Origin of the sequence: Chloracidobacterium sp. (assembly GCA_016716305.1) — a bacterium.
In the GTDB taxonomy this organism is placed as follows: Bacteria; Acidobacteriota; Blastocatellia; order Pyrinomonadales; family Pyrinomonadaceae; genus OLB17.
This window is the reverse complement of record JADJWP010000002.1, coordinates 3,304,276-3,330,370: the sequence shown is the minus strand read 5'-3', so window position 1 is coordinate 3,330,370 and position 26,095 is coordinate 3,304,276. Positions and strand designations below refer to the sequence as shown.

The 26,095-nt window shown below is 51.6% G+C and carries 24 protein-coding genes; 15 read left to right on the top strand and 9 right to left on the bottom strand.

Annotation, left to right across the window (positions count from 1 at the left end; translation table 11 throughout):
* Nucleotides 1-214 precede the first annotated feature (214 nt).
* From IPM28_17135 to IPM28_17125, 3 genes are all read right to left on the bottom strand, one after another.
* Nucleotides 215-1,825 carry an SMP-30/gluconolactonase/LRE family protein gene (locus IPM28_17135; GenBank protein ID MBK9174708.1) on the bottom strand — a complete coding sequence of 537 codons (1,611 nt, stop codon included), beginning with the start codon at nucleotides 1,823-1,825 and terminating at the stop codon, nucleotides 215-217.
* An 89-nt stretch (nucleotides 1,826-1,914) separates the two neighbouring features.
* Nucleotides 1,915-2,769 carry a heme-binding protein gene (locus IPM28_17130; protein ID MBK9174707.1) on the bottom strand — a complete coding sequence of 285 codons (855 nt, stop codon included), beginning with the start codon at nucleotides 2,767-2,769 and terminating at the stop codon, nucleotides 1,915-1,917.
* 87 nt (nucleotides 2,770-2,856) lie between these two features.
* Complete coding sequence (locus IPM28_17125; protein MBK9174706.1) at nucleotides 2,857-3,582, bottom strand: spondin domain-containing protein; 726 nt, start codon at nucleotides 3,580-3,582, stop codon at nucleotides 2,857-2,859.
* 182 nt (nucleotides 3,583-3,764) lie between these two features.
* Here IPM28_17125 and IPM28_17120 point away from each other — a divergent pair, with 182 nt between their 5' ends.
* The 4 genes from IPM28_17120 to IPM28_17105 all read left to right on the top strand — a co-directional run bounded on the left by IPM28_17120 (nucleotide 3,765) and on the right by IPM28_17105 (nucleotide 7,164).
* Complete coding sequence (locus tag IPM28_17120) at nucleotides 3,765-4,292, top strand: hypothetical protein (protein MBK9174705.1); 528 nt, start codon at nucleotides 3,765-3,767, stop codon at nucleotides 4,290-4,292.
* Nucleotides 4,293-4,388: 96 nt separating this feature from the next.
* Nucleotides 4,389-4,796, top strand: coding sequence for a DoxX family protein (locus IPM28_17115; protein ID MBK9174704.1), 408 nt, complete (start codon nucleotides 4,389-4,391; stop codon nucleotides 4,794-4,796).
* On the top strand, nucleotides 4,789-6,417 hold the full coding sequence (locus IPM28_17110; protein MBK9174703.1) for a VTT domain-containing protein: 1,629 nt from the start codon (nucleotides 4,789-4,791) through the stop codon (nucleotides 6,415-6,417). The genes IPM28_17115 and IPM28_17110 overlap by 8 nt, the downstream gene beginning before the upstream one ends.
* 24 nt (nucleotides 6,418-6,441) lie before the next feature.
* Nucleotides 6,442-7,164: an NRDE family protein gene (locus IPM28_17105; protein MBK9174702.1), complete on the top strand. Its 723-nt coding sequence runs from the start codon at nucleotides 6,442-6,444 to the stop codon at nucleotides 7,162-7,164.
* Between the two features lie 28 nt (nucleotides 7,165-7,192).
* Here the strand turns inward: IPM28_17105 and IPM28_17100 are convergent, their stop codons facing one another.
* Entirely contained in the window at nucleotides 7,193-7,993 is an 801-nt protein-coding gene (locus tag IPM28_17100; GenBank protein MBK9174701.1) for a GNAT family N-acetyltransferase, read from the bottom strand.
* A 376-nt stretch (nucleotides 7,994-8,369) separates the two neighbouring features.
* On the opposite strand from IPM28_17100, the gene IPM28_17095 reads away from it, so the two are divergent.
* From IPM28_17095 to IPM28_17070, 6 genes are all read left to right on the top strand, one after another.
* Nucleotides 8,370-9,239 (top strand): hypothetical protein, encoded by an 870-nt coding sequence (locus IPM28_17095; protein ID MBK9174700.1) that lies wholly within the window; start codon nucleotides 8,370-8,372, stop codon nucleotides 9,237-9,239.
* A gap of 12 nt (nucleotides 9,240-9,251) precedes the next feature.
* Complete coding sequence (locus tag IPM28_17090; protein ID MBK9174699.1) at nucleotides 9,252-9,731, top strand: universal stress protein; 480 nt, start codon at nucleotides 9,252-9,254, stop codon at nucleotides 9,729-9,731.
* A complete protein-coding gene (locus IPM28_17085) occupies nucleotides 9,728-10,489 on the top strand; it encodes a Crp/Fnr family transcriptional regulator (protein MBK9174698.1) in 762 nt (253 codons plus the stop codon). Before IPM28_17090 ends, IPM28_17085 begins: the two co-directional genes overlap by 4 nt.
* A gap of 85 nt (nucleotides 10,490-10,574) precedes the next feature.
* Nucleotides 10,575-11,045 (top strand): cyclic nucleotide-binding domain-containing protein, encoded by a 471-nt coding sequence (locus tag IPM28_17080; GenBank protein ID MBK9174697.1) that lies wholly within the window; start codon nucleotides 10,575-10,577, stop codon nucleotides 11,043-11,045.
* A gap of 128 nt (nucleotides 11,046-11,173) precedes the next feature.
* A complete protein-coding gene (locus IPM28_17075) occupies nucleotides 11,174-12,205 on the top strand; it encodes a cytochrome C (GenBank protein MBK9174696.1) in 1,032 nt (343 codons plus the stop codon).
* 19 nt (nucleotides 12,206-12,224) lie between these two features.
* Nucleotides 12,225-14,282, top strand: a complete 2,058-nt coding sequence (locus IPM28_17070) for a hypothetical protein (GenBank protein ID MBK9174695.1) — start codon at nucleotides 12,225-12,227, stop codon at nucleotides 14,280-14,282.
* Nucleotides 14,283-14,367: 85 nt separating this feature from the next.
* Here IPM28_17070 and IPM28_17065 read toward each other — a convergent pair whose 3' ends face one another.
* From IPM28_17065 to IPM28_17050, 4 genes are all read right to left on the bottom strand, one after another.
* On the bottom strand, nucleotides 14,368-15,987 hold the full coding sequence (locus tag IPM28_17065; GenBank protein ID MBK9174694.1) for a NapC/NirT family cytochrome c: 1,620 nt from the start codon (nucleotides 15,985-15,987) through the stop codon (nucleotides 14,368-14,370).
* A gap of 249 nt (nucleotides 15,988-16,236) precedes the next feature.
* Nucleotides 16,237-16,578: a cytochrome c gene (locus IPM28_17060; protein ID MBK9174693.1), complete on the bottom strand. Its 342-nt coding sequence runs from the start codon at nucleotides 16,576-16,578 to the stop codon at nucleotides 16,237-16,239.
* A 214-nt stretch (nucleotides 16,579-16,792) separates the two neighbouring features.
* The gene (locus IPM28_17055) at nucleotides 16,793-17,713 is read right to left on the bottom strand and encodes a hypothetical protein (GenBank protein MBK9174692.1); all 921 of its coding nucleotides are present in this window, start codon (nucleotides 17,711-17,713) and stop codon (nucleotides 16,793-16,795) included.
* Between the two features lie 13 nt (nucleotides 17,714-17,726).
* Nucleotides 17,727-18,800, bottom strand: a complete 1,074-nt coding sequence (locus IPM28_17050) for a hypothetical protein (protein MBK9174691.1) — start codon at nucleotides 18,798-18,800, stop codon at nucleotides 17,727-17,729.
* A 417-nt stretch (nucleotides 18,801-19,217) separates the two neighbouring features.
* On the opposite strand from IPM28_17050, the gene IPM28_17045 reads away from it, so the two are divergent.
* From IPM28_17045 to IPM28_17035, 3 genes are read left to right on the top strand one after another with little or no spacing between them, the layout of a single operon-like run.
* Nucleotides 19,218-20,777: a cytochrome c biogenesis protein ResB gene (locus IPM28_17045; protein MBK9174690.1), complete on the top strand. Its 1,560-nt coding sequence runs from the start codon at nucleotides 19,218-19,220 to the stop codon at nucleotides 20,775-20,777.
* Entirely contained in the window at nucleotides 20,770-22,392 is a 1,623-nt protein-coding gene (ccsA, locus tag IPM28_17040; protein ID MBK9174689.1) for a cytochrome c biogenesis protein CcsA, read from the top strand. The genes IPM28_17045 and ccsA overlap by 8 nt, the downstream gene beginning before the upstream one ends.
* A 5-nt stretch (nucleotides 22,393-22,397) precedes the next feature.
* Nucleotides 22,398-23,090, top strand: coding sequence for a tetratricopeptide repeat protein (locus tag IPM28_17035; GenBank protein MBK9174688.1), 693 nt, complete (start codon nucleotides 22,398-22,400; stop codon nucleotides 23,088-23,090).
* Between the two features lie 93 nt (nucleotides 23,091-23,183).
* Here the strand turns inward: IPM28_17035 and IPM28_17030 are convergent, their stop codons facing one another.
* The gene (locus IPM28_17030) at nucleotides 23,184-23,951 is read right to left on the bottom strand and encodes an META domain-containing protein (GenBank protein ID MBK9174687.1); all 768 of its coding nucleotides are present in this window, start codon (nucleotides 23,949-23,951) and stop codon (nucleotides 23,184-23,186) included.
* A gap of 323 nt (nucleotides 23,952-24,274) precedes the next feature.
* On the opposite strand from IPM28_17030, the gene IPM28_17025 reads away from it, so the two are divergent.
* Together IPM28_17025 and IPM28_17020 are read left to right on the top strand one after the other, a co-directional pair.
* Nucleotides 24,275-25,084 carry a hypothetical protein gene (locus IPM28_17025; protein ID MBK9174686.1) on the top strand — a complete coding sequence of 270 codons (810 nt, stop codon included), beginning with the start codon at nucleotides 24,275-24,277 and terminating at the stop codon, nucleotides 25,082-25,084.
* 194 nt (nucleotides 25,085-25,278) lie between these two features.
* On the top strand, nucleotides 25,279-26,031 hold the full coding sequence (locus IPM28_17020) for a DedA family protein (protein MBK9174685.1): 753 nt from the start codon (nucleotides 25,279-25,281) through the stop codon (nucleotides 26,029-26,031).
* Nucleotides 26,032-26,095: the final 64 nt, after the last annotated feature.

Genomic DNA, 26,095 nt, shown 5'->3' with positions numbered 1-26,095 from the left:
TTTGTGATCGATCTTTGCGAATAAAGGCAACGCGGTGATCAAACGGGGTCAGATACTCAGAAGAGATAAGCCGCGGCCGTCGGGGCGAAACCGATCAGCCATCGAAGGCGATCGATATCAATTGCGGTAATAAACCTTAGGATTGCTGGGCGATCGGTTTCGTGATCGCCCAACAGAGAAGACAAGCTCCAAGAAAGAACTTCATTAACATCGATCAATCGTGGCTCGGCCCGGCTCCTTTGACATTCAACCGAATCTTATAAAGCCCATTTCGTGCACATAGATACAGCGTCTTCCCATCATCATCGCCCCACGCCATGTTATGAACATGCTGCGGTGCGATTATGGTGCCGAGGTGTTTGCCTTCGGGCGACACAATGTGCAGCCCGCCAGGCGCCGAAACATACACATTGCCGGCGATGTCGACCTTCACGCCGTCGATAGCGTCCTCACCCTTGATCGGCGTGAAGTCGAAAAACAGTTTCCCGTTCTTTACCGTGCCGTCCGGCTGGAGCTCATAGCGATAAACCACCTTGCGATTATCGTCCCAGTTGCCGACGTAGAGATATTTCTCATCGGGCGAAAGTGCGATGCCGTTCGGCCCGGTGAACTCTGTCGTGAGCAGTTGTAGCTTGCCTTTGTAGAGTGAGTAAACACCCGTATGCGGTAACTCTTTCCTCGGATCATCGCCAAATTTGGGCAGCCCGAAGTTCGGATCAGTAAAGTAAAGCGTACCGTCCGAGCGATAGACCAGATCGTTAGGCGAGTTGAAACGCTTGCCTTCGAACTTATCCGCTACAACGGTTTCCTTGCCGTCCTTTTCGAGCCGGACAACGCGGCGGTTGCCATGCTGGTTGAAGACAATATTGCCCTGGGGATCGAGGGTGATCCCGTTTGACCCGGGCTGACGATAGGCGGCGATGTCGCTGCCGCTGTAGCCGCTGGGCGAGCGAAAAACACTGAGCTTTCCGTCTTTCGAGTACCTGTAGATGGTGTTAGCATTCGGGTCGCTAAAGAGCAGGCCGTCCTTTGTCCAGACAGGCCCTTCGGTAAATTTGAAGCCCTCTGCTAACTTGAACACCTTTGGATTTGGCCCGACGATCTTGTTGATCTCGTTGTCGAGACGCACGACCTCGACATTTACCTCGCTCGGCGTGACCGCGATCGGACCGGTGGTTTCACCCTTGTAAAATTCAAGTCTTGCTTCGCGTATCCAGATAAAATTGGTGGGCGGATTCGAGATCGGGCCGTTGATGCCGAAGATCGCCAGCTGGATCTTATCGCCCGGCTTTACGTCGCGGCCAATTACTAGTCGATTCGGGGCATTCCAACCGGCGACGACCGAACCACCGCGTTGGCCTAGGGAACGTGAGAGTTCGCCGTTCACCCAGACCTCTGCATAGTCATCGAGAGCGGTCTGGAATACGACCGTAGAACCTGCGGTCGAGAAACCGTTCAAACGCTCAGGAATGGTTACGTTGATGCGATACCAGTTGAATGACAAGCGGCCATTGCCGCGTCGCTTTGCCAGATCGTCCGGGGCGACGTTTTCCCATGCCGAATCGTCAAAATTCGCGATTCCCGCGTGCGGAGTGTAGTCGTACGTTTTCACAGATGGCCCGCTCGGTTGGTTGTCCGCTCCGGCGGCGTTGAAAGTGGTCTCGACGATCTTCGTATCGCTGTATTTCCATTGACCCGCAACCAGCCGAACGCCCTCGGTCGTGGTTAGATCGATAGCCGCTTCCGGCTTGCCCGATGGAACATCCTGCGCCTTAACAGCACCAAATACAAGAAATAGGATCGCAATAGTAAAAATGCTTTTCATATATCCTCACAAAGACGTGCCCGCGAAAAAACAGAATGCAAAGGAAGTTTCATTTTTGCGTTCTTTGGAGTATTTTGCGGGCAGACCTCTTACCTAACCTTGACGACGTAGTAAAGAAAAGTGCCGTCTACTTGTCTGAACCAATGCGGGGTCCCCTTTGGGACGATCAACACATCTCCCTTCTTGAGTTGGCGTGTTTCGCCACCCTCGATGGAAGTACCGCGGTGCTCACCGGCCTCGATCGTTTTCGGATCGACTGAGCTTCCACCTGTAACGACCGTTGCGGTTCCGTCAAGGACGTAGATGATGTCCGTATCTAGATCATGCACCTCAGCGAGGCCGGCCTTCTCGCGGCGACTCGCGTGAACCATGTAGTTCTCGCCATTCGTGCCGCCACTCAGAACCGCACCTTTTGCGAAAGCATCGTTTACAGTTTTGCTGTCAAGAAACGTTACGGAGGATGCCTTTTCGCCGCTGAGCATTGCCGCACCCGCCATCGCAAGTTCTTCATCCTGCTGGGCTGAGGCTGCGCCGGAGACACCGACGCCGCCAATTATCTGACCGTCGACCGTTATCGGCACACCGCCCTGCAGAGGTGTGAAATCCGGCAAGGCGACCATCGATGTGCGGCCGTTCTTGATGATGTCTTCAAAAAATTTCGTCGGCCGTTTGAACATAACTGCGGTCTTTGCCTTGCCGACTGAGATGTTGGCCCCGGCTGTGAAGGTGCCGTCGAGGCGTTCAAGGGCAACGAGGTTACCGCCGTCATCTACGACGGCGATCACACCTCCAGGTGCATTAGCTGCCTTAGCGAAGGCTTTGGCTCCGGATATGACCGTTCGAGCCCCTTCAAGTGTGATCGATTTCTTGCTCAGGGTTTGAGCTGACGTCGCAACCGCACAGATTCCGAACGTGATCGCAAGTATTAGCGTATTGATTTTCATTATTTTTCTCCGCATTTCGATGACCCGACTGCGGGCAGATCTCTTTTGCAAGGTCTCCGCTGCAGCCGGGCTGTAACGAGATTGCATTTACTGCGCGGTAACGGTCACTCGCAGAACGTCAGATGTTTTCGGATATCTGAATTCGTCGTTGACGAGCTTTACAACACCATTCTCGGTTTTGCCGGTGTTCGCCATTTTCTGACGCGGAGCCTGTTCATCGCCGATCCCGGGAGCCTGATTGACTTCGGTACCTGCATCCCACAGTAGGAGTTTTTCCGTGATGTCACCATCCAGTGGATCGCCATTCTTGTCAAAAAGGTCCAAAGCTTCTTTTGGAGCATAGAAGAGATCGTTCGACTGGCCATACATCGCGATTATGTTGAACTTCATTCCCTCGGCACCCTCGAACGTAAATTCGTACGCGCTGCCGGGAAGAAGCGGGCCTGGCTTATCAGCGCCCACCGGCGTGTTGAATATACCCATAAAGAGGGAGCCTACTTTCGTTTGGAGTCTCTTTGACAGAGTTTCTGGATTGCCGTCTTCGGCCTGTAGTTCCAGGGCCGCGCTCGCTTTCTCACCTTCTTCAAAAAAGTGCTGTTTTTTGTGATTTATGACAAAGAGGCCCGGCGAGAGCGCGAACGGATATTTATTGCCGCCGGCGGTCACGAGTCCATTAGGATCGGATATGTTCTCCACGCGAACCTTGAAGGTCGCCTGCTTTTTCCCGTTTTTGTTGAAGGCGAAGCCTGTCTGAATGCTCAACACCAGTGTCACGATGATCGCAACACTAGCCATAAATTTCTGGGTAGTCATACTTTTTTCTCCGTAATCGGTTATTAGAATTTCTCGCGAAAATTACGTACCTCCGCTGAGTTTCAGTGTCATGAATCCCGGAAATCGCTCTTGGTATTCCAAAGCCGATCGGTGGAATAATTACTCCGATAAAGGGAATTCACTCTGCGACGGCCTTAATATTCAGTGCAGTAAAGTAACGAATGAAAGACACACGCATTTGCTTACGATCAGACAATCTGCTCATTCGAAATGCCATCGCCGAGTTCGAACGCGGGCGCGAACTGATCGAACGACTCGATGATCTGACATATCGAACCTCTGCCAACGGTACTGGCAGTATCGGCGGGCATTTCCGCCACAATCTGGATTTTCTGAACAACTTTCTAAAGGGAATTACTGAGAGGCGCATCGATTACAGTGCGCGAGAACGCGATCTCCGCGTCGAAATCGATCGCAGTCACGCAGCGGAAAGGCTGCGGCTCGCGTTGCAACGGATGCATGGTGTTGACGACACGATCTTGAAACAGACCGTTTACGTCCGTTCAGAGATAGACCACGAGGCCTGGCTGCCGTCATGCATCGCACGCGAGCTCGAATTCCTTAATAGTCATACGGTGCACCATCATGCGCTGATCGCGGAAAAATTGGCCGGTTTCGGCATCGCCGTGTCTGGAACTTTCGGCGTTGCACCGTCGACACTTGATCATTGGAAAACGATGGCTGCGTAACTCTAACGGGATGCAGCCCAAGGGCATTTATTGCTGACCTCGATTTCTATTTGGCACCTTAAGCAAATTTTCAACCGTTAATATTTGGAGAAAACCATGTCATCAAAGATAGTGATACTTAGCTGGGTTTGCCGCATAGTCGTGGCGATCATTCTATTTCAGACCCTCTTCTTTAAATTCACAGGGGCAGAGGAATCGAAGTATATCTTTACAACGCTGATGGGCGCAGAATTTGAAGCCTACGGTCGTATAGGGTCAGGCGTTATCGAGCTTATTGCCGTCATTCTCTTGCTTATTCCCAGCACAGCCTGGCTGGGTGCGTTCATAGCTCTCGGAACTATTTCAGGGGCGATCCTGAGCCATGCGACGATGCTCGGGATAATTGTAAAGGACGACGGCGGCCTTTTATTTATCTTAGCTGTAACGGTGTTTGTGCTGAGTGCGGTCATCCTGTTGATACACCGAAAGGAGTTGCCGATCCTCGGCAGTATGCTAGATGCTTGATCTTTCACAGATCCTTCAGAATGGCGTTCCGGAATTCTCGGCCGCCGGATTGTTTTTCCTGTTCTTCTTTGGCACCTTCTTGAGCGAAGATGGCGCGTGCCTATTGGCGGGAACAGCAGCGGCGACCGGGCGAATGAGCTTTGCGCTTGCACTTTCAGCTTGCTTTCTGGGCATCTTCGTCGGCGATATTCTTCTGTATGGAGCAGGAAGGATGCTTGGAAGACGAACGTTTGAAAACAAACTGGTCAAGCGATTTGTACCGGATCGAACGATAACCAGTGCGTCCAAATGGCTAACGAAGCACGGCGCGGCAGCAGTGTTTCTTAGCCGCTTTGTTTCGGGACTCCGCCTGCCTACTTATTTGTTGGCCGGGGCTCTACGCACGGATTTCGGAAAGTTCGTTCTCTATTTTTTGTTGGCGTCGGCGATATGGACGCCGATCCTGGTTGGCTCAACAGCATTCTCGCAAGCTTTTCTCTTCCCGGATAACACACTTCTCGGATTGATCGTGATCGTAATAGTGATTCGGACGGCCATTAAATACAGTTCATGGAAAAATCGCCGCATGTTGGTTGGCCGGATCAAACGAATGGCACACTGGGAATTCTGGCCGCTTCAAGTTTTTTACGCACCGGTCGTCCTATACGTGTTTTGGCTCGCGATCAGGCACCGAAGCCTTACTGCTTTCACCGCTGTCAATCCCGCGATCCCGGCCAGCGGATTTAAGGGAGAATCGAAAGATGACATTTACAAGCAACTAAAGAGCTCGCGAGACGCGACCGAATTCCTGCTTCGACACACGCTATTGAATGGCGCGCTTTCCCCGCCCGAAAAACTCCGTCAGGCATCGCAATTCATTGACGAAAACGGACTGCAATTTCCGCTTGTACTGAAACCCGACAGGGGAGAACGCGGAACGGGCGTAAGGATCATCCGAACATCTGAAAGCCTCGAAGCGGAACTGTCAGCCTCTGACTCGGACATGATACTGCAGGAAAATGCGTCCGGCCGCGAGGTCAGCATCTTTTACTATCGTTATCCGCACGAAAAACGTGGGCGCATCTTTTCGATCACCGAGAAACACTTACCTTCGCTTATCGGTGACGGAAGATCGACTCTTGAAGAACTGATCCTGAGCCATCCGCGGGCCGTTTGCCTGGCTGCAAAATATTTCGAGCAAAATAAGGCTGCTCTCGCCAATGTTTACGGCGGTGGCGAAGAGATCAAACTAACCGAGATCGGAACGCATTCGCGAGGGGCAATATTCCTCGATGGCGGGTGGCTCAAAACCAATGTACTAGAGAAAAAGATCGACGAGATCTGCCGCGGATTTGATGGTTTCTTTTTTGGCCGATTCGATATTCGCACGTCCTCGTTCGAAGAGCTCAAACGAGGTGAACGTTTTAAGATAATCGAGCTTAACGGTGTCACGAGTGAGTCAACTAATATCTATGATCCGCAATATACCCTGTTCGATGCATATCGAATTTTGTTCAGGCAATGGAGCATCGCGTTTGAGATCGGTGCCGCGAATTGCAAATCGGGGGTCAGGCAAACATCAGTGCTGCGACTTGCTCGTCTCGCCCTTGGAGCCCGTGCGGCCGAAACGACGTTCGTGTAATCCGTATCAGCCAACGAAACAACGATGTGCGTAATATATATTGCTTACGAACAACATCCCGATCATCCGCTTATTTTGCTTGCGAACCGAGACGAATTTTACGACCGGCCTTCTGCACCGTCGGCCTATTGGGATGGTTCCGATAACATTTTCGGAGGCCGTGACCTGAAAGGCGGCGGAACGTGGCTCGGCGTAACAAAAAGCGGACGATTTGCGGCCGTGACCAATTTCCGCGAACCAGGAACTCCGGCGGGATCACGTTCACGAGGCGAGTTGGTCGCTGCATTTCTCCGATCTGATCGGCCGGCTGAGGATCATCTGGCGGATGTCGAGAAGAAAGGACACCAATATTCGGGCTTCAACTTGCTTGTTGGCCAGATCGGCAGGCGAAAGGAGCTGTTTTATTCCTCGAACAGGGTCAAAGGGTTTCGAGAATTGTCGCCCGGCATTTACGGTCTAAGTAATCACCTGCTCGATACGCCATGGCCGAAGGTCACAAAAGGAAGATCGCGCTTGGCGAACCTGATCGGATCGCTCGGAACGTCGAACGATGAACTCTTCGATATTTTGTCGGATGAATCACAAGCCAGCGACGACGATCTGCCATCGACCGGGCTCCCATATGAAGCCGAAAAAGCGGTCTCGGCAATCTTCATAAAGACACCGAATTACGGTACACGCTGCTCGACTGTGCTGCGATTTCATCGAGACTCGGAATGGAGTTTTGAGGAACGCGTTTATGTTTGACTTGCCGGTCGATCATTTCGACCGCACATCAAGAAAACAGCCGGCGGTATTTCTCATTCATTTCCGTAACATCAAATACAACAAAGAAATCGATGGTCCCGAATTCGCGATCCACCATAGGCGGGCCGCATACCCGTGCGCCGATTCGAAGGTACATATCGAAGAGTGCAGGAAGCCTGACCTCATCCGTGCCGCCGTCTTCTTCGACCAGGCTAAGACTGTTTCTGCACGGCGAAACTGCGAATGTTCTGTGGATGTGGCCAGCTCGGGCCAGGTGTCTGAACACTCTCCGTCCTATGCTGAGTTCGTCCGTGAAAATTGAACAACATCCGAAAAAGTACCTCTTTCCGCTTTGTTCGAGATACGCAAGCAGGGCTTTCCAGAGAAGGAAGAGAACCTTGGTGTTCCGGTGTTCGCTGGCTATACACGCACGACCGATCTCGATCCCGTCGTTGAGCACTTCATACGGCAGATCTTCGATCGTGAATTCGTTCGAAGAATAGAAACCGTAGGTCGAATGGGCGGTCTCGATCGAATTCAGGCGATAAGTACCAACGGTCTCTCCCGTCGCTTTTGAAACAACGATCATGTGACGACATTTGAGATCGTAGGCATCGAATTCGAGCCCCGCGTCGTGTATTGATGTTCCCCTTCGACCAAGCTCCACGTTGAAAACGTCGTAACGCAATCGCAGCGCTGACTCGACGTCGTTGCTGTCTTCAGCGAGACGCACCGTGTAGCGCCCATCCGAAACTCCGGTAAATCCGGGATTGAGGAACGGATCGCCTGACGGCCCCGCAAGTGCCATAAATCCAGGTGTTGATCTCATAGCTTTGACGGCTGCAAACACAATTAGAACGAATTTCGATAAACGGACGGTTAAAGAGATCTTAATAAATGATGAACAGCCGTCTGTCCGTAAATCACTTTAGATGGTCGATTTATTCCGATATTTCCGAGCTTCCCATCCAAGACAGATCTCCTCTTTGTTATCTGACACCGAATTCGGAGGTGATGCCGTTGCGAATGCGCGAACTTTCACACACCTGATTCGATCAACCCGCGTAATTTTTGTGTTCATGATCACAAGGCAGTGTGATAACTGCCCTTTTTTCGGGCCTCAGGATATCGGCCTTAACGGGCACGCCTTTTGCACTGTTGAATTCGTAAGCGGTACTAACATTCGTTTCATTTCCAGCACGAGAATGGCGACAAAGGACAAAACAAAAGCAAGCGTTGCTGTGATCGGTACGGGTCATGTCAGCGCAACAGATCTTTATGCCCTGCTTGCAGGTGTAGTGATGGACGAACTGATACTTGTCGGATCCGCCCCAGATTCACGAGTGGGCGAATTAGCGGACCTACTGAAATTGGTTCCGCTCGGTAAGCTTCCGCGTATCGTGATCGGTCGCATCGATAAAGCGGCTGAAGCGAATGTTGCGATCTTGGCAAGTACCGATGATGTTTCGAACCCTGAAGCGTCGTTTGCGGCTATCGTCCGCGAACTTAAGGACAATGGATTTAGAGGTGTCATGATCGTCACTCACGAGCCTGTAGAACGTTTCGCGGCAATTGCTTTAGCGGAATCGAACCTACCTCGAGGAAAGGTGATAGGCTTATGGGCTGGATCAAACATAAGTTCAGCTGAAAAATTTGCCGCACCTATGGTCAACCAGCTCACACGGTCAGAGAACGAACCGGGCAAGCACGGTATTTGGTGCACCGCGAGCGTTGCTGACGTCCGGTACATAGATAGCTGCACAGCAAATTGTCCCTATTTTGAAGACATTTTAGTAAGCCCGGGCATATGTGCTTCGGGAATGCCAGGATCTGAACGCTCGCCAGATGATCTCGCGGCCTGCGTCACACAGATCTGCCATGCGGTGTTAAACGACACCCGCTCTGCGTTGCCTGTATTCACATTTGTCTCGGATCATCCGGAAAATGCAACGCGGTTCGTCGACCGGCTCAGCATCATCGGCCACGATGGGGTACTTCAGGTAGTGGATCATACTGTCAAAGAGCCGGAATCAGGGGAATTTGAGGCTGATACTTTAGAAAAAGCAGCAGCCTGAGGGGTATGGAAAATGCGAATAATCATTGCGATCGACGGCTCTGAATTCAGCGACGCTGCCGTTGCCAAATACTGCAGTGCTTTTGCTGGAAAGTACGACGAGGTCAAGATACTCACTGTCGTCGAACCGATGACACACATTGTCGGGGCACCGTTCGGGGTTGTCGATGAGTACTACAATACGTATATTAGAGAGGCTCGAAATGAGGCTGCTGGCAATCTGGACAAAGCCAGGTCCATGCTTTCTGATTGCCTCAAGGGTGATCAGAACATTACAACGGAACTTGCGGTTGGATCTCCGGCGCAAGCCGTGGTCGAAACGGCCGCAGAGTGGAATGCTGACCTGATCGTTATGGGTTCGCATGGCCGAGGATTTTGGCAGCGCGTGTATTTGGGTTCTGTTTCCAACTCAGTAGTTCACAATGCACCATGTTCGGTTCTGGTTGTGAGAGGCCAGGGCCTCGGCCCGACGACGTTGGAGCAAAATCAATGAGTCCGAATCACCTAAAGATCCAGAATAAATGCGTCGAATGCTGCCTGCCGACCGAGAGTTTTTACTGCGGATTAGAGCCGGATAGCCTACGAGCCTTCGAAGAAGTAAAAATAACCAACACATATGCTCCCGGGAGTATGCTCTTTATCGAAGGACAGCCCGCGAATGGCGTTTTTATGCTGTGTCAGGGACGCGTAAAACTCTTTACATGCTCAAGGGACGGAAAGGTAGTGATACTTCACATTGCGGCCGCCGGCGAATTGCTTGGGCTTAGCGCGATCGTCTCGGGCGGCAACTACGAGGTTTCTGCTGAGGTGATCGAGCCATGTCAGGTCAATTACGTCCGCCGATCTGATTTCATGCGGCTGATGCAGCGTTCAGACGTCGCGATGAATGCGGTGAAACATCTTTGCAGCCAGTATCACGATGCATATAACCAGATACGGTCTTTCGGGTTATCAAACTCGGTGTCCGACAAACTTGCACTGTTGATGCTCGAATGGAGCGGCAATGGTGACGGCAATGGCAATGGCAATGGCAACGGCCGACCGCACGGACCTGTTCGGATCAAGATGCCATTCACCCACGAAGAGGTCGCTGAGATGATCGGCACGTCGCGTGAAACCGTGACTCGTCTGCTAAAAGACTTCCGTGAGCGCAACCTGATAACTCTTAAAGGTTCTGATCTGCACATTCACGACACAAAGGCTCTTGAGGCGATGATCGGCCGGCCAAGAGGATCTCGGGCAAAGTTGTGATGGCCGTCACAGCCGAATGTGACTCAAATCCTATCTCTAGGTCGCATCAGTGACATTCTTGGCCTGACCCGCGGAGTCAGTGGGGGTGAGGCCAATCTATCCAGAATACGTAATAAATCCAGCCGAAGTATCGGGCACCAGAATAAATGACGAAGGGTTGTTTCGCGACCTCTCGTCACGAACCCGGAAGGCCTTGCAGATGATCCGTTTAATTCGCGAGATCAAGGCAGGCGAACTGCTTGTCGAAAAAGGCCATATCCCATCATCGGTCAGCATTCTTTGCGAAGGAAGGGCAGTGCTGGTTTCCGACACACAAAAGAACGAAAACGTACTGGTGCGCTACGCTGATCCGCATGAGGTTTTCGGTATTACCGAAATGTTCGCCGAAGTCGGTTATACCTACAGTGTTCGGGCCGTTTCGACCTGCCAGGTCGAACGGATCGAGCGAGACGACTTTGATAAATTCCTGCGAAACGAGGAAGTGCCACGCTCCCGGCTGATCCGTATTCTCGGTATCGGCCTCCAACTCCGCCAAAGACGGGCCCGAGATCAATAAAAAGGTGCGATTTTCCGTGTTTCTGTGACACTTATCACAGTTGGGCAGTTCGACTGATGTTAACGTTCTCGCGGATCTCCGCATAGCAATTCCTTACGGCAGACCAAGTACTTGGGGAGGCAATTCATATGGCTTCAGCAAAAAACTTTAAACTTGTCTTACTGGTCGGCTTCGTTCTGTTTCTTTCGGTTTGGTTCGTTGTCGGATTGACCTCGCCGGTAGCCGGCACATCGGCTTCGGCCGTGAGTGAAACCCTACTCATCGAAGGGTATGGTAAAGACGACAATTACGTTGGCAGTGAAACCTGTAAGGCGTGTCATGAGTCTCAATTCAACGACGTTGCCCAAACAACTCATGGCAAACTCGGAGAACTTCCGGACTGGAAAAACAAAGTGGTCGGCTGCGAATCCTGTCACGGGCCTGGTAAGGAACATGTGGATGGCGGCGGCGATAAGACAAAAATAAAGATCTTTAAAGAAATGGACGCCAAGGCCGTTTCCGAATCTTGCTTGGCCTGCCACGCGGGTAAGGAGAACCACAACAATTTTCGTAGAGGCGAACACTGGCGAAATAACGTCGGATGCACCGATTGCCATTCAGCACACGGCTCTAAGTTTGGCGATTTCAAAGCAGGGTCGATAACCAATATCGGTGATGCAGCCGCTCAACGGCCCAATCTTGCAAACCGAGCAATGCTAAAGTCCAACGAACCCCAGCTTTGCATTGGATGCCACACCGAAACAAAGGCTCAGTTCTCAAAACCATTCCATCACAAGGTCCTTGAAGGCCAGATGAGCTGCAGCGACTGTCATAACCCGCATGGTGGCTTCGAAAGTAAACAGACCCGCGCAACGTTTGGTGCGGACAATGCATGTGTTCGGTGTCACACGAACAAGCAAGGGCCGTTCGTATTCGAACATGCCCCGTTAACCCTCGAGGGTTGCTCGGCATGTCATACACCACATGGCGCCAGCAATCCGAAGATGCTCAAACGCAATTCTGTTCGCCAGCTTTGTCTCGAATGCCACAGCAGCATTACTGAGCAGTTGGCACCGGACACACCATCGTTCCACAACCAGGCAGTAGTCAGATATCAGAACTGCACTATCTGCCACGTTGCAATACACGGATCAAATACTAACAAAGATTTCTTCCGCTAGGAGGCAAAAGACAACGATCATGATCAACACAATTAGTCTATTCGCAACACGAGGGATTTGGATAAGATCGACGTTTGTTCTTGTTGCCGCCGCTTTGATGACCACTTCCGGTATCGGACAGAACTCACCGACCTCCGAAACGCCGGCGACGGATGAGAGATTTGAGATCTCTGTGAGCACAGAGATCGGTGCCCGGAACGTAAGCGTTGATGGTAATAGGGAAAAGTTTCGCAGCGATTTGAATTACCGAAACGGATTTCGAGTATTCGATTCGAGCATTGTCGTCGAAGACAAAGGTAAAGGTTACAAGGTTTTCGACTCAGCCCTCATTATCTCGTCGGGTTGGGGAGCCGACCCGTCGGGCTTCCTGCGTATCAATATGGAACGCACCGGCAAATATAGGCTCGATACAAATGTTCGCCGAGTGAGCTTTTACAACAACCTCAACAATCATGCACTAAGCCAGCACGATGCGGATTCTCGCCGGACACTCGGTGATATCGATCTGATCGTATTTCCGGAAAGCCCTGATTTTCGGATGCGGTTCGGATATTCGCTGAACACCGTCCGCGGTACTGGTGGTTACACGACTCGGGCGTATAGCGACGAATTCCCCGTTGTTTCATTTGTCAGTACCGAGGCTCACGATCTGAGGGCTGGTATAGACGGCAAGCTGCTTGGGTTCAATCTCACGGGTACATACGGTTATCGGAACTTTGACGACCATACGCGGTTCACTCAATTTGGTTTGAATCTAGGAAACAACCCAACAAACAACCCGCGGCTATTTACATTCGATCGGCAAAATCCGGTTCTCGGCGAAACCCATTTCGGTATCTTTACTGCTCAAAGAACCTTCGCTAAGAAGCTCGACATGACAGCGCGCATCTCATATTCAGATTCGCGCACCAATTTCACGCTTTTCGAAGCTCTTACGGGCCGCGACAACTCGAATAACCAAATTGACCTCGACCGTTTTGAGATCCGTGGAGATTCAAAACGACCGCAGACACGTGCCGATCTCGGGTTGACCTACATGGTAACGGACAAGTTCCGGATCTCGAACACGTTTACATTTGATCAGTTCAACATCACAGGCGGCAATCTTTTTGCTGAGGCAGTCTACTCAAGGACATCGGCAGGAGCTCCGCGGCCGACGACGTTCACGAATACGCTTTCACATCGTCTTACGAGTTACAAACGATATGTCAATACCGTAGAGGCCGACTATCAAGCCAATAGCATGTTCGGTTTCAACATCGGTTACCGGTATACGCATCGTCAGTCCGTCCTCGAATTGTTCGACCGCAATTTCGCCTCTGCTACCCCGACAACTGAGGTGGACGAGTTTTCGAATTCGACCCACACATTCCTTGCCGGGACGAAGATCAAACCGATGAAGAACTGGGCTATTTTCGCTGATGTCGAACGCGGTCGTGCCGACAACGTATTCACGCGGCTGGCGAACTATCGGTTCACGAACTTCCGAGTTCGGAGTAGGTGGAGTTTCAACAAGGTCGCTGCAAATCTTTCTGCGATCGTGAAGAACAACACCAATCCGGCGCAGTCCATCGAAGTTCCGCCAAGGGATTTTGGTGCAGATGTCAGGAACAGAACCTACTCTGGCAGCCTCGATTGGGATCCGATCCCTGAGTTTAGCCTCAGCGGTGGATACACATACACGTATATCAAGAGCGAGTCGGCGATCATTGTCCCGGTTAGCGGTCAGCGTCTACAAGGGATAAGCGAGTTTTATATGCGTGACCACTACGCATTCGTCGATGTAACAGCTCGGCCGATAAAAAGGATCACACTTTTTGGAAGCTATCGGTTCAGCAACGACCAAGGACAGAAAGATCTTGTCTCGACGCTCCCTCAGAACATAATCACTTCGTATCCGATGACATTCAAGATGCCGGAATTCCGAATGTCGGTAATGCTTTCGCGATACATCGACTGGAATATTGGATATCAGTATTTCGGTTATACCGAAAAGTTCCAAAACACCCAGGACTACAACGCCCACTTGCCCTATATGTCATTGAGGATCTATCTCGGACGTGGAGCCGACAGATAGCAATTAGAGTTTTTTCAGGTGGGAAAACAGTTCCGCGGCGAATCAGTCCAGACTGATCGCCGCGGTTTTTCTTTTCTTGGTCCAGCTAACGAGCAACCTTAAAGCTCTCGCCCTTGTGGCACTCCGCACATTGGAACCTCGATATATCACCAAGATTCAGCGGATGTTTGAATGAGCTGTCGCCTGTGTGACACGCCGCACACTGCCATGTGTTGCGGTCGCCGAGATCGACCGGATGTTTGAACATACCGTTAGGCGGGGTGAAGGTCTGGCCGGCAAACGTCTGATCGAGCGTCGTATGGCAAATAGCACAATCATTTCGAATGACCTTCCCTTCCTTGCTCTTGTGCTGCCCATCGTGACATCGAAAACACCCTTGCGCGTTAAAATGCCCGATATTGTCGATATGGCTTGACCAGTTGGTCTTCATTTCCGGGAAAAAGTAGGTCTGATAGATCCGTGCAATCTCTGCGATGGCACCGTCCACAACGCCTCTCCGTGACGCATAAACGTCCGGATGCGACGTTCGGTAATATTCCGCCAGATCGGCATTTATAGCTGCAACGGCTTCATCGTTTGTGTTGTACGCTTTCGAGAGAACCTCGACCGCTTTGGCCTTGATGAACGGCAGTGATTGATCGATCCGTGCGGCTGCAAGTGCCTGATCGACCGCTTTGTTCGGCGACAGGTAGATATGCGTCGGACGATTATGACAATCGATGCAGTCCATTCGCTTTTTCGTTGCCTGTTCGATCTGCTGCGAAGTGAAGTTGGCGTTTTCGGCGAGGTATTCAACCACCTCGCCATTAGCGGTCTTCATCCTCACCCATGGAATATTCTGGCGCTTATCGTCGGTCGCGATATATGTGATCTCGTTGTCGAGATTCATGTGCCAATGGATGCCGCCGGTTGGACCGCGTTCGGCTGTACCGCCGCCGACCTTTATCATCATTCTGATCTGTCGGAGCGAATTTTTCTCATCGAACCCATAATGGTTGAAGACCTTGAGCTGATCGCCGTAATACATTTCAGGTCGATGGCACTTTGCGCAGGTCTCCTCGGCCAAACGCATATTCTTGATAGGTGTATGGATCGGACGATCGAACGAATTGAAAGCAACGCCATAAAGTTGCCGCATACCGTTCAGCTTTGACCGCACATACGCTTCCGGCCCGCCGCCGACGTGGCAATCAACGCACTTTATACTCGAGTGCGGCGAGGCCTGGAATGCGACGAATTCCGGTTTCATAACGGTATGACATTGTTGGCCGCAGAACGAAACTGATTCGGTATACTCAAACGCCCGGTAACTGCCGAACGCACTGATAAAAAGGAAGAAGAAGGTTCCGGCAATGAAAGCGAGCAGCGAGCGTCGTCGAGCCGGATCATTCAGGTCAATGATCGGGTATGGCGTAATATCCATACCTGGCGATCGCAGCCGCCTTCGTCTTTCCAACAAAGCCCCTATCCCGGCGACCGCTAAACCGAACAGCATCACGCTCGGTAGTAGAATATAAGTCACCAAGACCGTGTATGGATTGTCTGACGTCCCCGAGATCTCGATAAGGAAAAGCAGGGCAATGCTCGTCAGCGCGGCAGTGACGATCGCAAACCCCGCAAAGCTGATAAAGTTCCTAAAAAGGCTGGGAACCGCCTTTTTCTCTGACGGCAATTCCTTGTTTTCAGTTAGTTCTTCTTCGCTCATAGTTTGCAATTGCTCCTCGTTCTTGAACAGAGAGTTCGGCACCACAAAGTCGACCGCACTGATCGATCGCTAAACGGAAACAAGTCAGCTCCGGCCGACAATGTTCCGAACTTTCATCTCGTAGATGAAATTCTCGTTACAATGACGCACCGGACGCTGACCGGCATCACCGACAGCCCTCGATCAAGCACTTGATCTGAGTTCGCCGTATAGCGACTGAACCGTTCGTTTGACCCGCCTCCTCAACGCTTATTCAGCGGGTGGGGTCCTCAGCGACCGCATGTAGGCAACAAGCGCCTGTGCTTTTGCGGCATCGATGCCCTTGTCCTTGAACGCCGGCATGAATGGCGGCTTTTCGCCCTTTTGTCCTTCAAGGATCGCCTTAACGTGGTGTTCATCGGCCAAGGCGGCATCAAAGTGCTTTTCCGCCTTTGGACTATGGCACATTGCGCATTTCGCCTTATAGACCGCCGCCGAGTCGTCATCGGCAATCGGCATGGCATTCGTTACGACGCCGCTATACGATGCCGTGAAGATGATAGGTACAGCAAAAAGGGCTATTGTGAGGATCTTGAGTTTATAGTTGTTCATGAAAGTACTCCGAAAGTAATGTTTGTTGATCATTGCGATCGACGGGCATTTTCCCGCCGTCAACTATTCATCAAGCAAAGGACGTGCCAACTCATTAGTCAAGAAACAGCCCTGTTTAGGGCAATATTCGTGCTCCATCTGAGTCAAATGCCCCGAAATACCACATTACTGCCGTTCATGACCGCGAAAAACTTCGCGGCAATTAGTTTCAACCCTAAAACTTAAAAGAATCGCCCTGATGACATCGTTTGCAGCTGCTAAAATCTTCGCCGCCGAAAGCTCGCTTGCCATTGTGGCACGTTGCACAAGATTGACCTCGACCGGCCGCAAAGTGCATCGCAGTTTCTGGTGCCGAGACTTGTCGGTCGCGTCTCGCGCCGGCTTGGATCGTATGACAGCTATTGCACGAAAGTCGCTGCGGGCCGCCATGTTTTGCATGAGAAAATCCTCCTGCGTATTTCGCAAATGCACGTCCCGCCCCCGGAGTTCCTTGTTGGTGACAGGTCGCACAGGAATCGATATTGTTCCCTTTGGCGATCTCAGATTTTGCGATCGCAGCGTCTGCCCCGTGACATTGAAAACAAGTCGTGTGCGCGTTGGCCCTTGTCGGAACCGAAAAACCCGTGCCTCGCTGCGTTGGCGAATGACAGGTCGCACAATTAGCGTGCGGCGTGTGACGGGCGTGATCAAAACGTGCGTTGAACGACCGAAGTGGCGGAAAACTCTTCATGTTTCCCGATTCCGCATCGGTGTGACAGATCGAACAGAGGGCTACGTTCTTCTCTGCGAAGTGCTCTGTATGACAGCTTGAACACGGAATGTGACCGGTAAATTTCACCTTGGCAGCCTGACCGTCATTCGTGTGGCAAACCTGACATGGAAGGCGAACGTGCTGCTCGCTCTGGTGGTCAAACTTCCCGTAGTCCTTATCCGGGAACTCGAACTTTACAACGCTCGCGGTTGGTTCGGGCTTCGGGGCTTCAACGTCCGAGGGATCGATCTTTGAAGCGTCACCTCGACAGGAGGAAATGCAGATCACCAGCAAAAGGAACCACGCTGCGACCGCAACCAATTTTGTGGGTGAGGCCGCTTTCGGCTCGCAGGGCGTTCTGACATTTTCACCGGTTTGGGTCATCTCAAAAAGCGGCTCAATTACCGGCCGCGGCAGTTATCGCCTTTAGGTGCGATTCGGGTATCGGCCCGGTGCCAAATGAAAGGTGGCATTTCACGCACTGGAACGTTGGAGTCTTTTTCCGCTGATCGATCTCAAAATTGAGTATTCCGCCGTCGTCCGACGTCGCTGTTATGTGACAAGTGTTACATGACGAGATCGCTACTTTTCTGGTGTTTTGATCGGTCGTCACCATCGCCGAAACATTGTGGCAGGATGAGCAACTCATCTCGGCATGGCTCATCCACTCGTGCCGAAAGGTCCCTGAAGACGTGCGTGTTCGCCATGCATCGCGCATCATTCGCGCCGAAGCTCCCATTTTCTCGGCGTTGACGTCAATAAAATCTCCGGGAGGGAAGCTCTCTTTCAGTTTGTGGCAGGCCGCACAATCCGTCGGTAACGGGCTCATTCCAGAATCCGCCGAATGACAGGTGAAACATGTTGTGTGACCGATCGGCGACGATTTGAAAGTTCCCTTCTTCAACCAAAATGCCTCACCGATATCCGCAGGCGGTTTGACAAGGTATTCGTCCGAACTGTCACCCTGCGGCATGATGGTTTGATGACATACGCTGCAGCTTTCTTCGGCCCGCCGCCCCCTTGACCACGATGCATTGACGAATGCCGGTAAATTTGCCGTCGTCTTCGAAACGATCTCAACGTGAATGTCGTGCGTGAAATGGATCTGAAAATCAGAATCCGCCGTTTTGCCCTTTGGCGATTCGTCGAAGATCTCACGCGGATTCGGAAACGGGTGACGTTTACTGTTTCTCGGCGACGGGTTTGTATGGCAGATCGAACAGATCGCGGGGTTTGCTCCTCTGAAGAACTGCTGCTTGTGGCAATTGACGCACGAAGCATGTTTCGGATATTCCGTGATATCGGGGAATGCCTTATCTTCTGCTCGAACCGATTTCCAGTTCGACGACGGGAAGGCATGACACGAACTACATCCAACGCTATGGGCCTTTACGCTGTGCGAAAATTCTGAGTATTTCGGCTTTGCGGCGACCGATCGTATCCGTTTAGGTGTCGGGGTAGCAGTAGCCACAATAGCTCGGTTCGAACCGTTGACGGTCTTCGCTGGCCATGATCCAAGCATGAACATCAGAGCGGCGACAAAAGAAGCTCCGCAACAAATCAGTTTGATGTTCGATCCCTTGTACATCTTTCGAGCCGCGTCAGCCTCATAACCTCACTTTTCAATAGAATCAGCTGAGTTTATCAGAAAGCGAGCAGGGCAACTGTGACTCACGTCACATTGCCCCAGTCGCGAAAGAAACTATGATGGAATGCGAATAATTCCGCAGTCACTGATTGTTTAGATCACGATCCGGTCGATTTGATCTGACGTAATTTCACAGAAATGAATGTGCGAATTCCCGTAATTGACCGCATCTTAACGCAGGCACCGATCGCCTTCGCCCGGACACGGCACGCTGATTGCTGGTCGTGATCTGCATTGATCATGCCGATCGCATTCTCACGAGTGGTCGACGGCAACACGAATATGGCTGCATTTGAAAGAGTTGAGACGATCGCCGCTACTCAATTGCGAGTTCGCTCTGCGAGGCCAAAACCGTACTTCGAGATGGTTCTCAGATATGCGGGCTCCGTGCGGCTCGGTGTCGCGTTGCTCATATTGCTTGGCGTAGCTTGCATGATCGGGATGCTCGTCATGCAGCAGAATGTTACCGGCTTCGGCAACTATTTCGCATCTTTGACGCCTGCCCAGCGTCTTGTCTACGGCAGACTAGGTTTCTTTGACATTTACCATTCTTGGTATTTTAATGCTCTGCTCTCAGCGCTCTCGCTGAATATAATACTCGCGACTTTGGAGCGATTTCCCAAGATCTGGCCGTTTGTCTCGAAACCGACCGTCACCGTTCCATTGAGGTGGCTTCGCGAACGATCTAACTGCGTTTCGATAATTACATCGGTCGATAAAAAATCTGCTTTAAGGAGCATCTCGCAGGCATTTCGAGAGCATGGACTCGGCTCGCCGGCGGTCGAAGTGAAGAATGGCAGAACGTTCGCGTTCGGCCAGTCCGGCGTGTGGAATCGCTTCATGTTCTGCGCCGTACACGTCGCGTTGCTGACGATCTTTCTCGGAGGTTTCCTGACGGCGCAGCTTGGGAACACAGGTAATTTACCGCTAGCCCCGGGGCAAAGCTCTGATCTGATCTTCGACACGGCGTTCGAGCTGGACAAAATGACTGAGGTCACAAAGCAGCTGCCATTCACGGTCGAATGCACGGATATTCGGCAAATACTGATCCGTAATGACGGATCGCTGGCCGCCAACAACACGATAGATTGGTTGACCTATTTCCGCATCACGGACGAAACCGGAACGCACGACGCGTTTGTCCAAATGAACCGCCCTTTCGACTTTCGCGGATATCGTTTTTTTCAGGCAAGTTTTACACCCATCGGAAGGGCTCGCACCGTAACGATCGAAGCCACGCCTGTCAATGGCGGCGAAACGGAAACCGTCGAATTAGCCCGCAACGGAAATGTAAGTCTCGCTGACGGTGCAAAGCTGATCTTGAAAGAATTTCGCGGCAACTTTCGGATCGGTCCCGAAGATCCGAATGAAGACACAAGCGGATATCAGAATCCGGCGGCGATCCTTGAAGTGCTGCCTCCAGGTGGAGTGCTTCAGACGGCGACCGTGTTTGGCCCGAAGGTGGGCGAGATCCCGATCGCGAAAAAACCGGTCGGCGGGTACACCTTCAAAATGAATAGTTTCGAAAAGGTTTCCGATCAACACGTGCTTTCCGTCCAGCACGATCCGGGCTCGAACATCGTTTATGTAGGATTTGCGATGCTCTTCATCACGCTTGTCGGTGTTTTCATGTACTCACACAAACGGGTTTGGGCCGTTATCGATGAAATGCCTGACGGAAAAATCGAAATAACTTTGGCGGGACACGCGAATCGGAATCAAAACGGATTCGACGAGAGATTTGAACGGATCGAAAAGGCGATCGTCGATGAAATGAAGGGACAAATTCCAAATGAGTGAAAGTATTTTGAAATCACCTGTCGTTGCCGGAGATACAGGCGAAGCGTTTGTTATTGCGGATGACGCGGCACAGACGTACATACCGTTTGCAATTTCGATCGCAGGTTCGCTGATCTTGGTCGCTGCTCGCATCTACTTCGGTGGTGCGGCCTTTATCTCTGACGGCGCTTTGATGATGCTTGCTCTCGCAGCATATTTGATCGCCGCGGTCTTTTACCTGACCAATTTCTACGCACCGTTCCGGTTTGCCGAAAGCCTCGGCCTTTGGGCCGCAACGCTCGGTGTTTTCTTTAATCTCTCGAGCTGGCTGGTCCGATGGGTTGCTGCTCATGATCGCGAACTGGAGATATTCAGAAGCCAAGGCAGAGATGCAGCCGAAATGCCCTGGTTGTTCCGTTACGTGCCATTTGCGAACCTTTACGACCTGAGTCTTGCATTTGCTTTCGGAGCGGGGATAACAACGCTTCTGGTGATGCGGCGAAGGGATTTCCGAATAATCGCGGGCGTTTCATTGCCGCTTGCCGCGATCATCCTTGTACTTGCCCGATTTATCGGTGACGATCTGCTCGATCTTCCGCCGGTTCTCGATTCTTACTGGCGTCCGATCCATGTCGGGATCGCGTCGCTCAGCTATGGAGTCGCGTTGGTCTGCTTTGCGGCGGCAGTGCTGTATCTCTTGAAAGACGGCCTGAAAGTCGAGAAAATGACGCTCTGGACCGGTATTTTTGCCCTTTCGGTATTTGCGACGATCAGCAAATTTAGCGTGTTCGCTCCGGCGTCTTTTGGCACATACACCGCGTCGACGTTTGTCGGCGACTCGCGTATGTCGCTCGCACTGCGGGCAGACATTCCGTATGTCGGATGGATATTGGTCGCCGCGGCCGTTTTGCTGATCGGAGCTATGTTCGCGTTCGGTGTATATTTGGCCAAAGATGACAGGGCTTCCCAAAGGATCGGCCTTGGCATGCTTTTCGGATCTCTAATCGCACACGCCGCTGCGATCGCGACACTCGTTTATCAGATCAAAACGATCCAGAATGTGCTCGTGCTCATAGATCCGATGCAATATGAACGGTTCGCGGTTTGGATGCTGCAGCAAGAGGACGTGCCGCAGCAGCAGATATCGCAGATCCCAGCAGACCAGCTGATCGGGATGTCTGCTAATTGGATCCAACAAAACGGCGATCGGCTGCATTTGAGCCTCAATGCGAACCCGGTCGAGCTTGCCGCATTGATCACTGCATTTTCGGGAACGCTTTTTGTTCTTCTTTTCAGTATTAAAACCGATAGGCTGCGGGAGTCGCTTCCGTCTGCTAAGACCCTTGACGGGTTGATGTACAAGCTTGGTGGCATAGCTTTCGCGGGCTTAGCGCTTCTTCTGATCACCGGTGCGGTTTGGGCAAATGAATCGTGGGGAAGATATTGGGGCTGGGATGCAAAGGAGACGGGTGCCTTGGTGGCTTGGCTTACCTATGCAGGATTCCTGCATTCCCGGATCGCTTATGGCTGGCGTGGACGGCGTTCGGCTTATTTCGCACTGGTCGCGTTCCTGTTTGTGATATTCACCTATCTTGGAGTAAGTTATCTCCTTCCGGGATTACACTCTTACGCATAAGAAAAATGATAAATAAAGAAAATGTATTGTTTTGCCTCGTCGGACTTTTTGCCGGCGCCATAATCGGGTTCATGTTTGCCAACTCGGTAAACCAAAGTGCTGCCTTGACGGCAATAAATCCGGCCGCCGTTTCTGCGAACATGCCGGCTGGCCATCCGCCAACAGGAACTCAAGGCGGTTCGATACCTGAGGTTCAGGCCGCGATCGAAAAGGCCCGAGCCGAGCCTAACAATTTTGAGGCGCAGATCAAAGCGGCCGAGATGTACTATCAGATCCAACGGTTTGAGGGAGCGGTCGAATTCCTCAAACAGGCTGCGAAGCTAAAACCGGACGATCTGGACACGATCATAAACTTGGGTAACGCCTACTTTGATTCTGGTAAGTATGAAGACGCCGAGAAAAGCTATACAGCGGCACTGGCAAAGAAGCCTGATGACCTGAACGTTCGCACCGATCTCGGACTGACGTTCGTGTTCCGGCCGCAGCCGGACTATGACCGGGCGATAAAAGAGTTCAATACGGCGTTGGAGAAGGAGCCTAATCACGTTCAGGCTCTTCAAAATCTTACGATCGCCTTTACCAAGAAAGGCGACTCAGCAAAGGCAACTGCCGCTCTCCAAAGGCTTGAGGCTGTCGAGCCTTCGAATACGGCTATTGCAAAACTCAAAGAAGAGATTGATAAGATCGTAGTGAAATAGACGATACCCTTTCTCTCGAACTCCCCTCCTAAAGACGAAAAAGATGCCGATCAGGTTTAACGGCATCTTTTTCTATTTCTTTGATCGAAGCAGTTATTTTTCGGTCCCGACGAAGGTCAGTAAGGCCTCGCGGTCACGAAAAAGCGTGAGTTTGTTTTCGATAATTTCGATTTGGTCTGCCGTTCGTAGTCCGTCGAGAAACGACCTCTCAATGCTCATTCGCTCGTCTTCGATACACGCCCGCATTGTTGAGATGCCTTGCGAAAACTCGAACTTGCCTTTGTCGATCGTGTAGTTTCCGCCAAAGACATTGCAGCTCGTATTCCCGCCAAGGCTTGATTTTGCCGGGTCGAAGATCATAAACGCTTGCGTGCCGAGGGGTCCCACAGCTTCACCTTTTACGGAATCGAGCACCCATTTTTTGTCCGCAAGAGCGCTGATGTCGTCCGAGGTCGAATCATCTGTGCTGATCGTGCCAAAACGAAGTACCACCTTTCGGCCCGCAAACATCGATAGCGAATCGCCATCGAGGCGATATCTTGTTACGCTCCTCAAAGCGGAAATAAACTCGGCTTCGGCAGACATTTGGTCAGGACACACCATGCGCGTAGATCCGATCCCTGAAACTGTGATCGTCCTCCGTGCGATCGTCAAACCAGCAAAGATCCGATTGCATCCTGCGTTGCCGCTAAGTTTCGATGCCCCTTTGTCCACTTCGATAAATGCGCGCGAATTGCTTACTTTGTCCCCGTTCATTTCCGTCAGTCGCCATACGGTTCCCGACAGTCCGTTATCCTGTGCACTCACTGCAAATCCCCCAAACCCAATGATCGTTCCGATCAGACATGCAACTATTCTCATTTTCAAACTCTCCCTTTACTCGTTTGTCTACTGCATCCAGGATGTGGATTCGCGATCCACCGTTCCTCATCGCAATTGGAACGGCTGAGCGCGGTGAACTTGCACGTCACCTTCGCCGCTTTCCGGCGCTAATTGCTAAGCTCTGCGTACAGATTGCTTGCAGTGCATAGTATAATGCGTTTCGAGAAGCGTCTGGCAGATTCCTTGCAACTGAAAAGGCGGCACCGACATCTTTTTTCCGGTCATTGAATGAACTTTGTAACCGGGTTCAGTGAGTCAAGCCGGAACATGGAAAAGATAGGCCTCTTTGGAGAATTAAAGCGATGCAAAAGATCTTTCGACAACTAAGTATATTGGTGCTGATCGGCGTCATGTTATCCACAGCATTCGCAGATACTATCCGGCTCAAGGACGGTAGTATCGTGAAGGGAAAGATCACGGGCTTCAGCGGCGGCAGGTTTACCGTGACGATCGGCGAGGGCCAACGTCGACGAACCCTGACTTTCGAGGCAGATGAAGTCGAATCGGTCGAGTTCGATGCGGGAAACACCAACGCGGAACGCTCTGTCGCGGGAAATGCGGGTTCGAATCCTCAGTCGGCGAGCTCGCGGCCAGCAAGCGTGCCTCGAGTGATAACGACAGATACAAGTACTGCATCCGTTCAAAAACCACCAGTGATCAAGTCCGAACCGAAAGTTGTTCGGTCCGACCCGCCAGCCGAGTATCCTACAGTTGCAAGCGAACGAGCGTCAGCGGTGAAGCCGATCGAACTCAATGTAAAAGTACTTGCAGACAACACTTCAAACGGTTGGACCAATTCGGGTTGGGTTGTAAAGAAGGGACAGCGCATCAAGATAATTGGTGACGGCGAAGCGTCGCTCGGGAATGGGCAGATGACCGGTCCGTCGGGCCGCTACGAGATCGACGACAAAGGCAAACTGATGCAAGCGGTACCGACGGGAGCCCTGATAGCTGTGATCGGTGACGATAACAACGATTTCATCTATATCGGGTCCGAGCGAGAGTTTACAGCCGAACGAGATGGTGCCCTGTTTCTCGGCATCAACGAAGGTAATCTGGAAGACAATACTGGTGCGTTCAGCGTAAAGGTCGAGATCCGCCCTGGCATTTGATCCGTAGCGTCAAAGCTGTTGATCATTGGCCAAGAAACGAATAAGTAGATCATCTTCCGTGCGTAGCCGCGTTTCTGCAGCCTCGCGATCGCGCTTGATGTTGCTGGTCGCGTGATATCGAAAGTTTGACTGATATGCGTTAGGGCGTTAACCTGACAAGTGCCCCGGAAGCGGTCGCGCTTCGTCACTTTTTTATGGATGAGCTCTCAAGAATAATCGCGGAGTATGGCATTTACGCGGTTTTCGCTCTTTGTATGGTTGAGGGTGACATCACTTTGCTCATCTCTGGAGCAATGGCTCAGGGCGGTTTTTTCGGTGATTACAGCTTTGCCAAGGTAGTAATATTCGGAACCCTCGGCGGGATGGTTGGCGACCATATTGGCTACGGCATTGGTCGGATCTTCCACGAAAAGGCAAAACACTACCGCTTTTATAAAATGGCTCAGCCGCGTATCGACAAATTGATCGATAAATTCGGCGGTTTTGCGATCATCATTTCGAAATACATATACGGCATTCGTGCGGCAATGTGCGTCTTCTATGGTGTGGGCCGAATGCCGTTCGCCCGATTTGTTGTTCTTGACGCTATCAGCTGCTTCACATGGGTCCTGGTGCTGTCGGGAACCGGCTACTTCTTTAGCGGAGCGATAACGTCGATCATAGGCGATTTTCAGCAGATCGGCATCGCATTGTTCTTCGTCATTCTATTCGCCGTGATCATCCTTTATGCCGTTGAGCGATATTGGCTTTCGGAGAAGGTCGAGGAGGCCGATCCCGAAACGATACTCAAAATAGAAGAAAAACTCCATGCGGTCGAAGAGGTAGCTCAGGAAAAGCTCCATGACCTGACCGAACGTCTTCATCTGACGCGTGAGCCAAACAGAGACGAGCTGGAGGGTCCGAATGGAAAACCAAAAGTAAGATCCGGTGCTGCCGCCAAAAAATGATGGTACGGCTATATCTTTCACACAAACCTGCTGTAATATAGCACGTCATCCTATAGTCCATATT

Coding starts and splice junctions, on each gene's coding strand:
- IPM28_17135 (MBK9174708.1), bottom strand. CDS start 1,825: ATGAAAAGCATTTTTACTATTGCGATCCTATTTCTTGTATTTGGTGCT.
- IPM28_17130 (MBK9174707.1), bottom strand. CDS start 2,769: ATGAAAATCAATACGCTAATACTTGCGATCACGTTCGGAATCTGTGCG.
- IPM28_17125 (MBK9174706.1), bottom strand. CDS start 3,582: ATGACTACCCAGAAATTTATGGCTAGTGTTGCGATCATCGTGACACTG.
- IPM28_17120 (MBK9174705.1), top strand. CDS start 3,765: ATGAAAGACACACGCATTTGCTTACGATCAGACAATCTGCTCATTCGA.
- IPM28_17115 (MBK9174704.1), top strand. CDS start 4,389: ATGTCATCAAAGATAGTGATACTTAGCTGGGTTTGCCGCATAGTCGTG.
- IPM28_17110 (MBK9174703.1), top strand. CDS start 4,789: ATGCTTGATCTTTCACAGATCCTTCAGAATGGCGTTCCGGAATTCTCG.
- IPM28_17105 (MBK9174702.1), top strand. CDS start 6,442: ATGTGCGTAATATATATTGCTTACGAACAACATCCCGATCATCCGCTT.
- IPM28_17100 (MBK9174701.1), bottom strand. CDS start 7,993: ATGAGATCAACACCTGGATTTATGGCACTTGCGGGGCCGTCAGGCGAT.
- IPM28_17095 (MBK9174700.1), top strand. CDS start 8,370: ATGGCGACAAAGGACAAAACAAAAGCAAGCGTTGCTGTGATCGGTACG.
- IPM28_17090 (MBK9174699.1), top strand. CDS start 9,252: ATGCGAATAATCATTGCGATCGACGGCTCTGAATTCAGCGACGCTGCC.
- IPM28_17085 (MBK9174698.1), top strand. CDS start 9,728: ATGAGTCCGAATCACCTAAAGATCCAGAATAAATGCGTCGAATGCTGC.
- IPM28_17075 (MBK9174696.1), top strand. CDS start 11,174: ATGGCTTCAGCAAAAAACTTTAAACTTGTCTTACTGGTCGGCTTCGTT.
- IPM28_17070 (MBK9174695.1), top strand. CDS start 12,225: ATGATCAACACAATTAGTCTATTCGCAACACGAGGGATTTGGATAAGA.
- IPM28_17065 (MBK9174694.1), bottom strand. CDS start 15,987: ATGAGCGAAGAAGAACTAACTGAAAACAAGGAATTGCCGTCAGAGAAA.
- IPM28_17060 (MBK9174693.1), bottom strand. CDS start 16,578: ATGAACAACTATAAACTCAAGATCCTCACAATAGCCCTTTTTGCTGTA.
- IPM28_17055 (MBK9174692.1), bottom strand. CDS start 17,713: ATGACCCAAACCGGTGAAAATGTCAGAACGCCCTGCGAGCCGAAAGCG.
- IPM28_17045 (MBK9174690.1), top strand. CDS start 19,218: ATGCCGATCGCATTCTCACGAGTGGTCGACGGCAACACGAATATGGCT.
- ccsA (MBK9174689.1), top strand. CDS start 20,770: ATGAGTGAAAGTATTTTGAAATCACCTGTCGTTGCCGGAGATACAGGC.
- IPM28_17035 (MBK9174688.1), top strand. CDS start 22,398: ATGATAAATAAAGAAAATGTATTGTTTTGCCTCGTCGGACTTTTTGCC.
- IPM28_17030 (MBK9174687.1), bottom strand. CDS start 23,951: ATGAGAATAGTTGCATGTCTGATCGGAACGATCATTGGGTTTGGGGGA.
- IPM28_17025 (MBK9174686.1), top strand. CDS start 24,275: ATGCAAAAGATCTTTCGACAACTAAGTATATTGGTGCTGATCGGCGTC.
- IPM28_17020 (MBK9174685.1), top strand. CDS start 25,279: ATGGATGAGCTCTCAAGAATAATCGCGGAGTATGGCATTTACGCGGTT.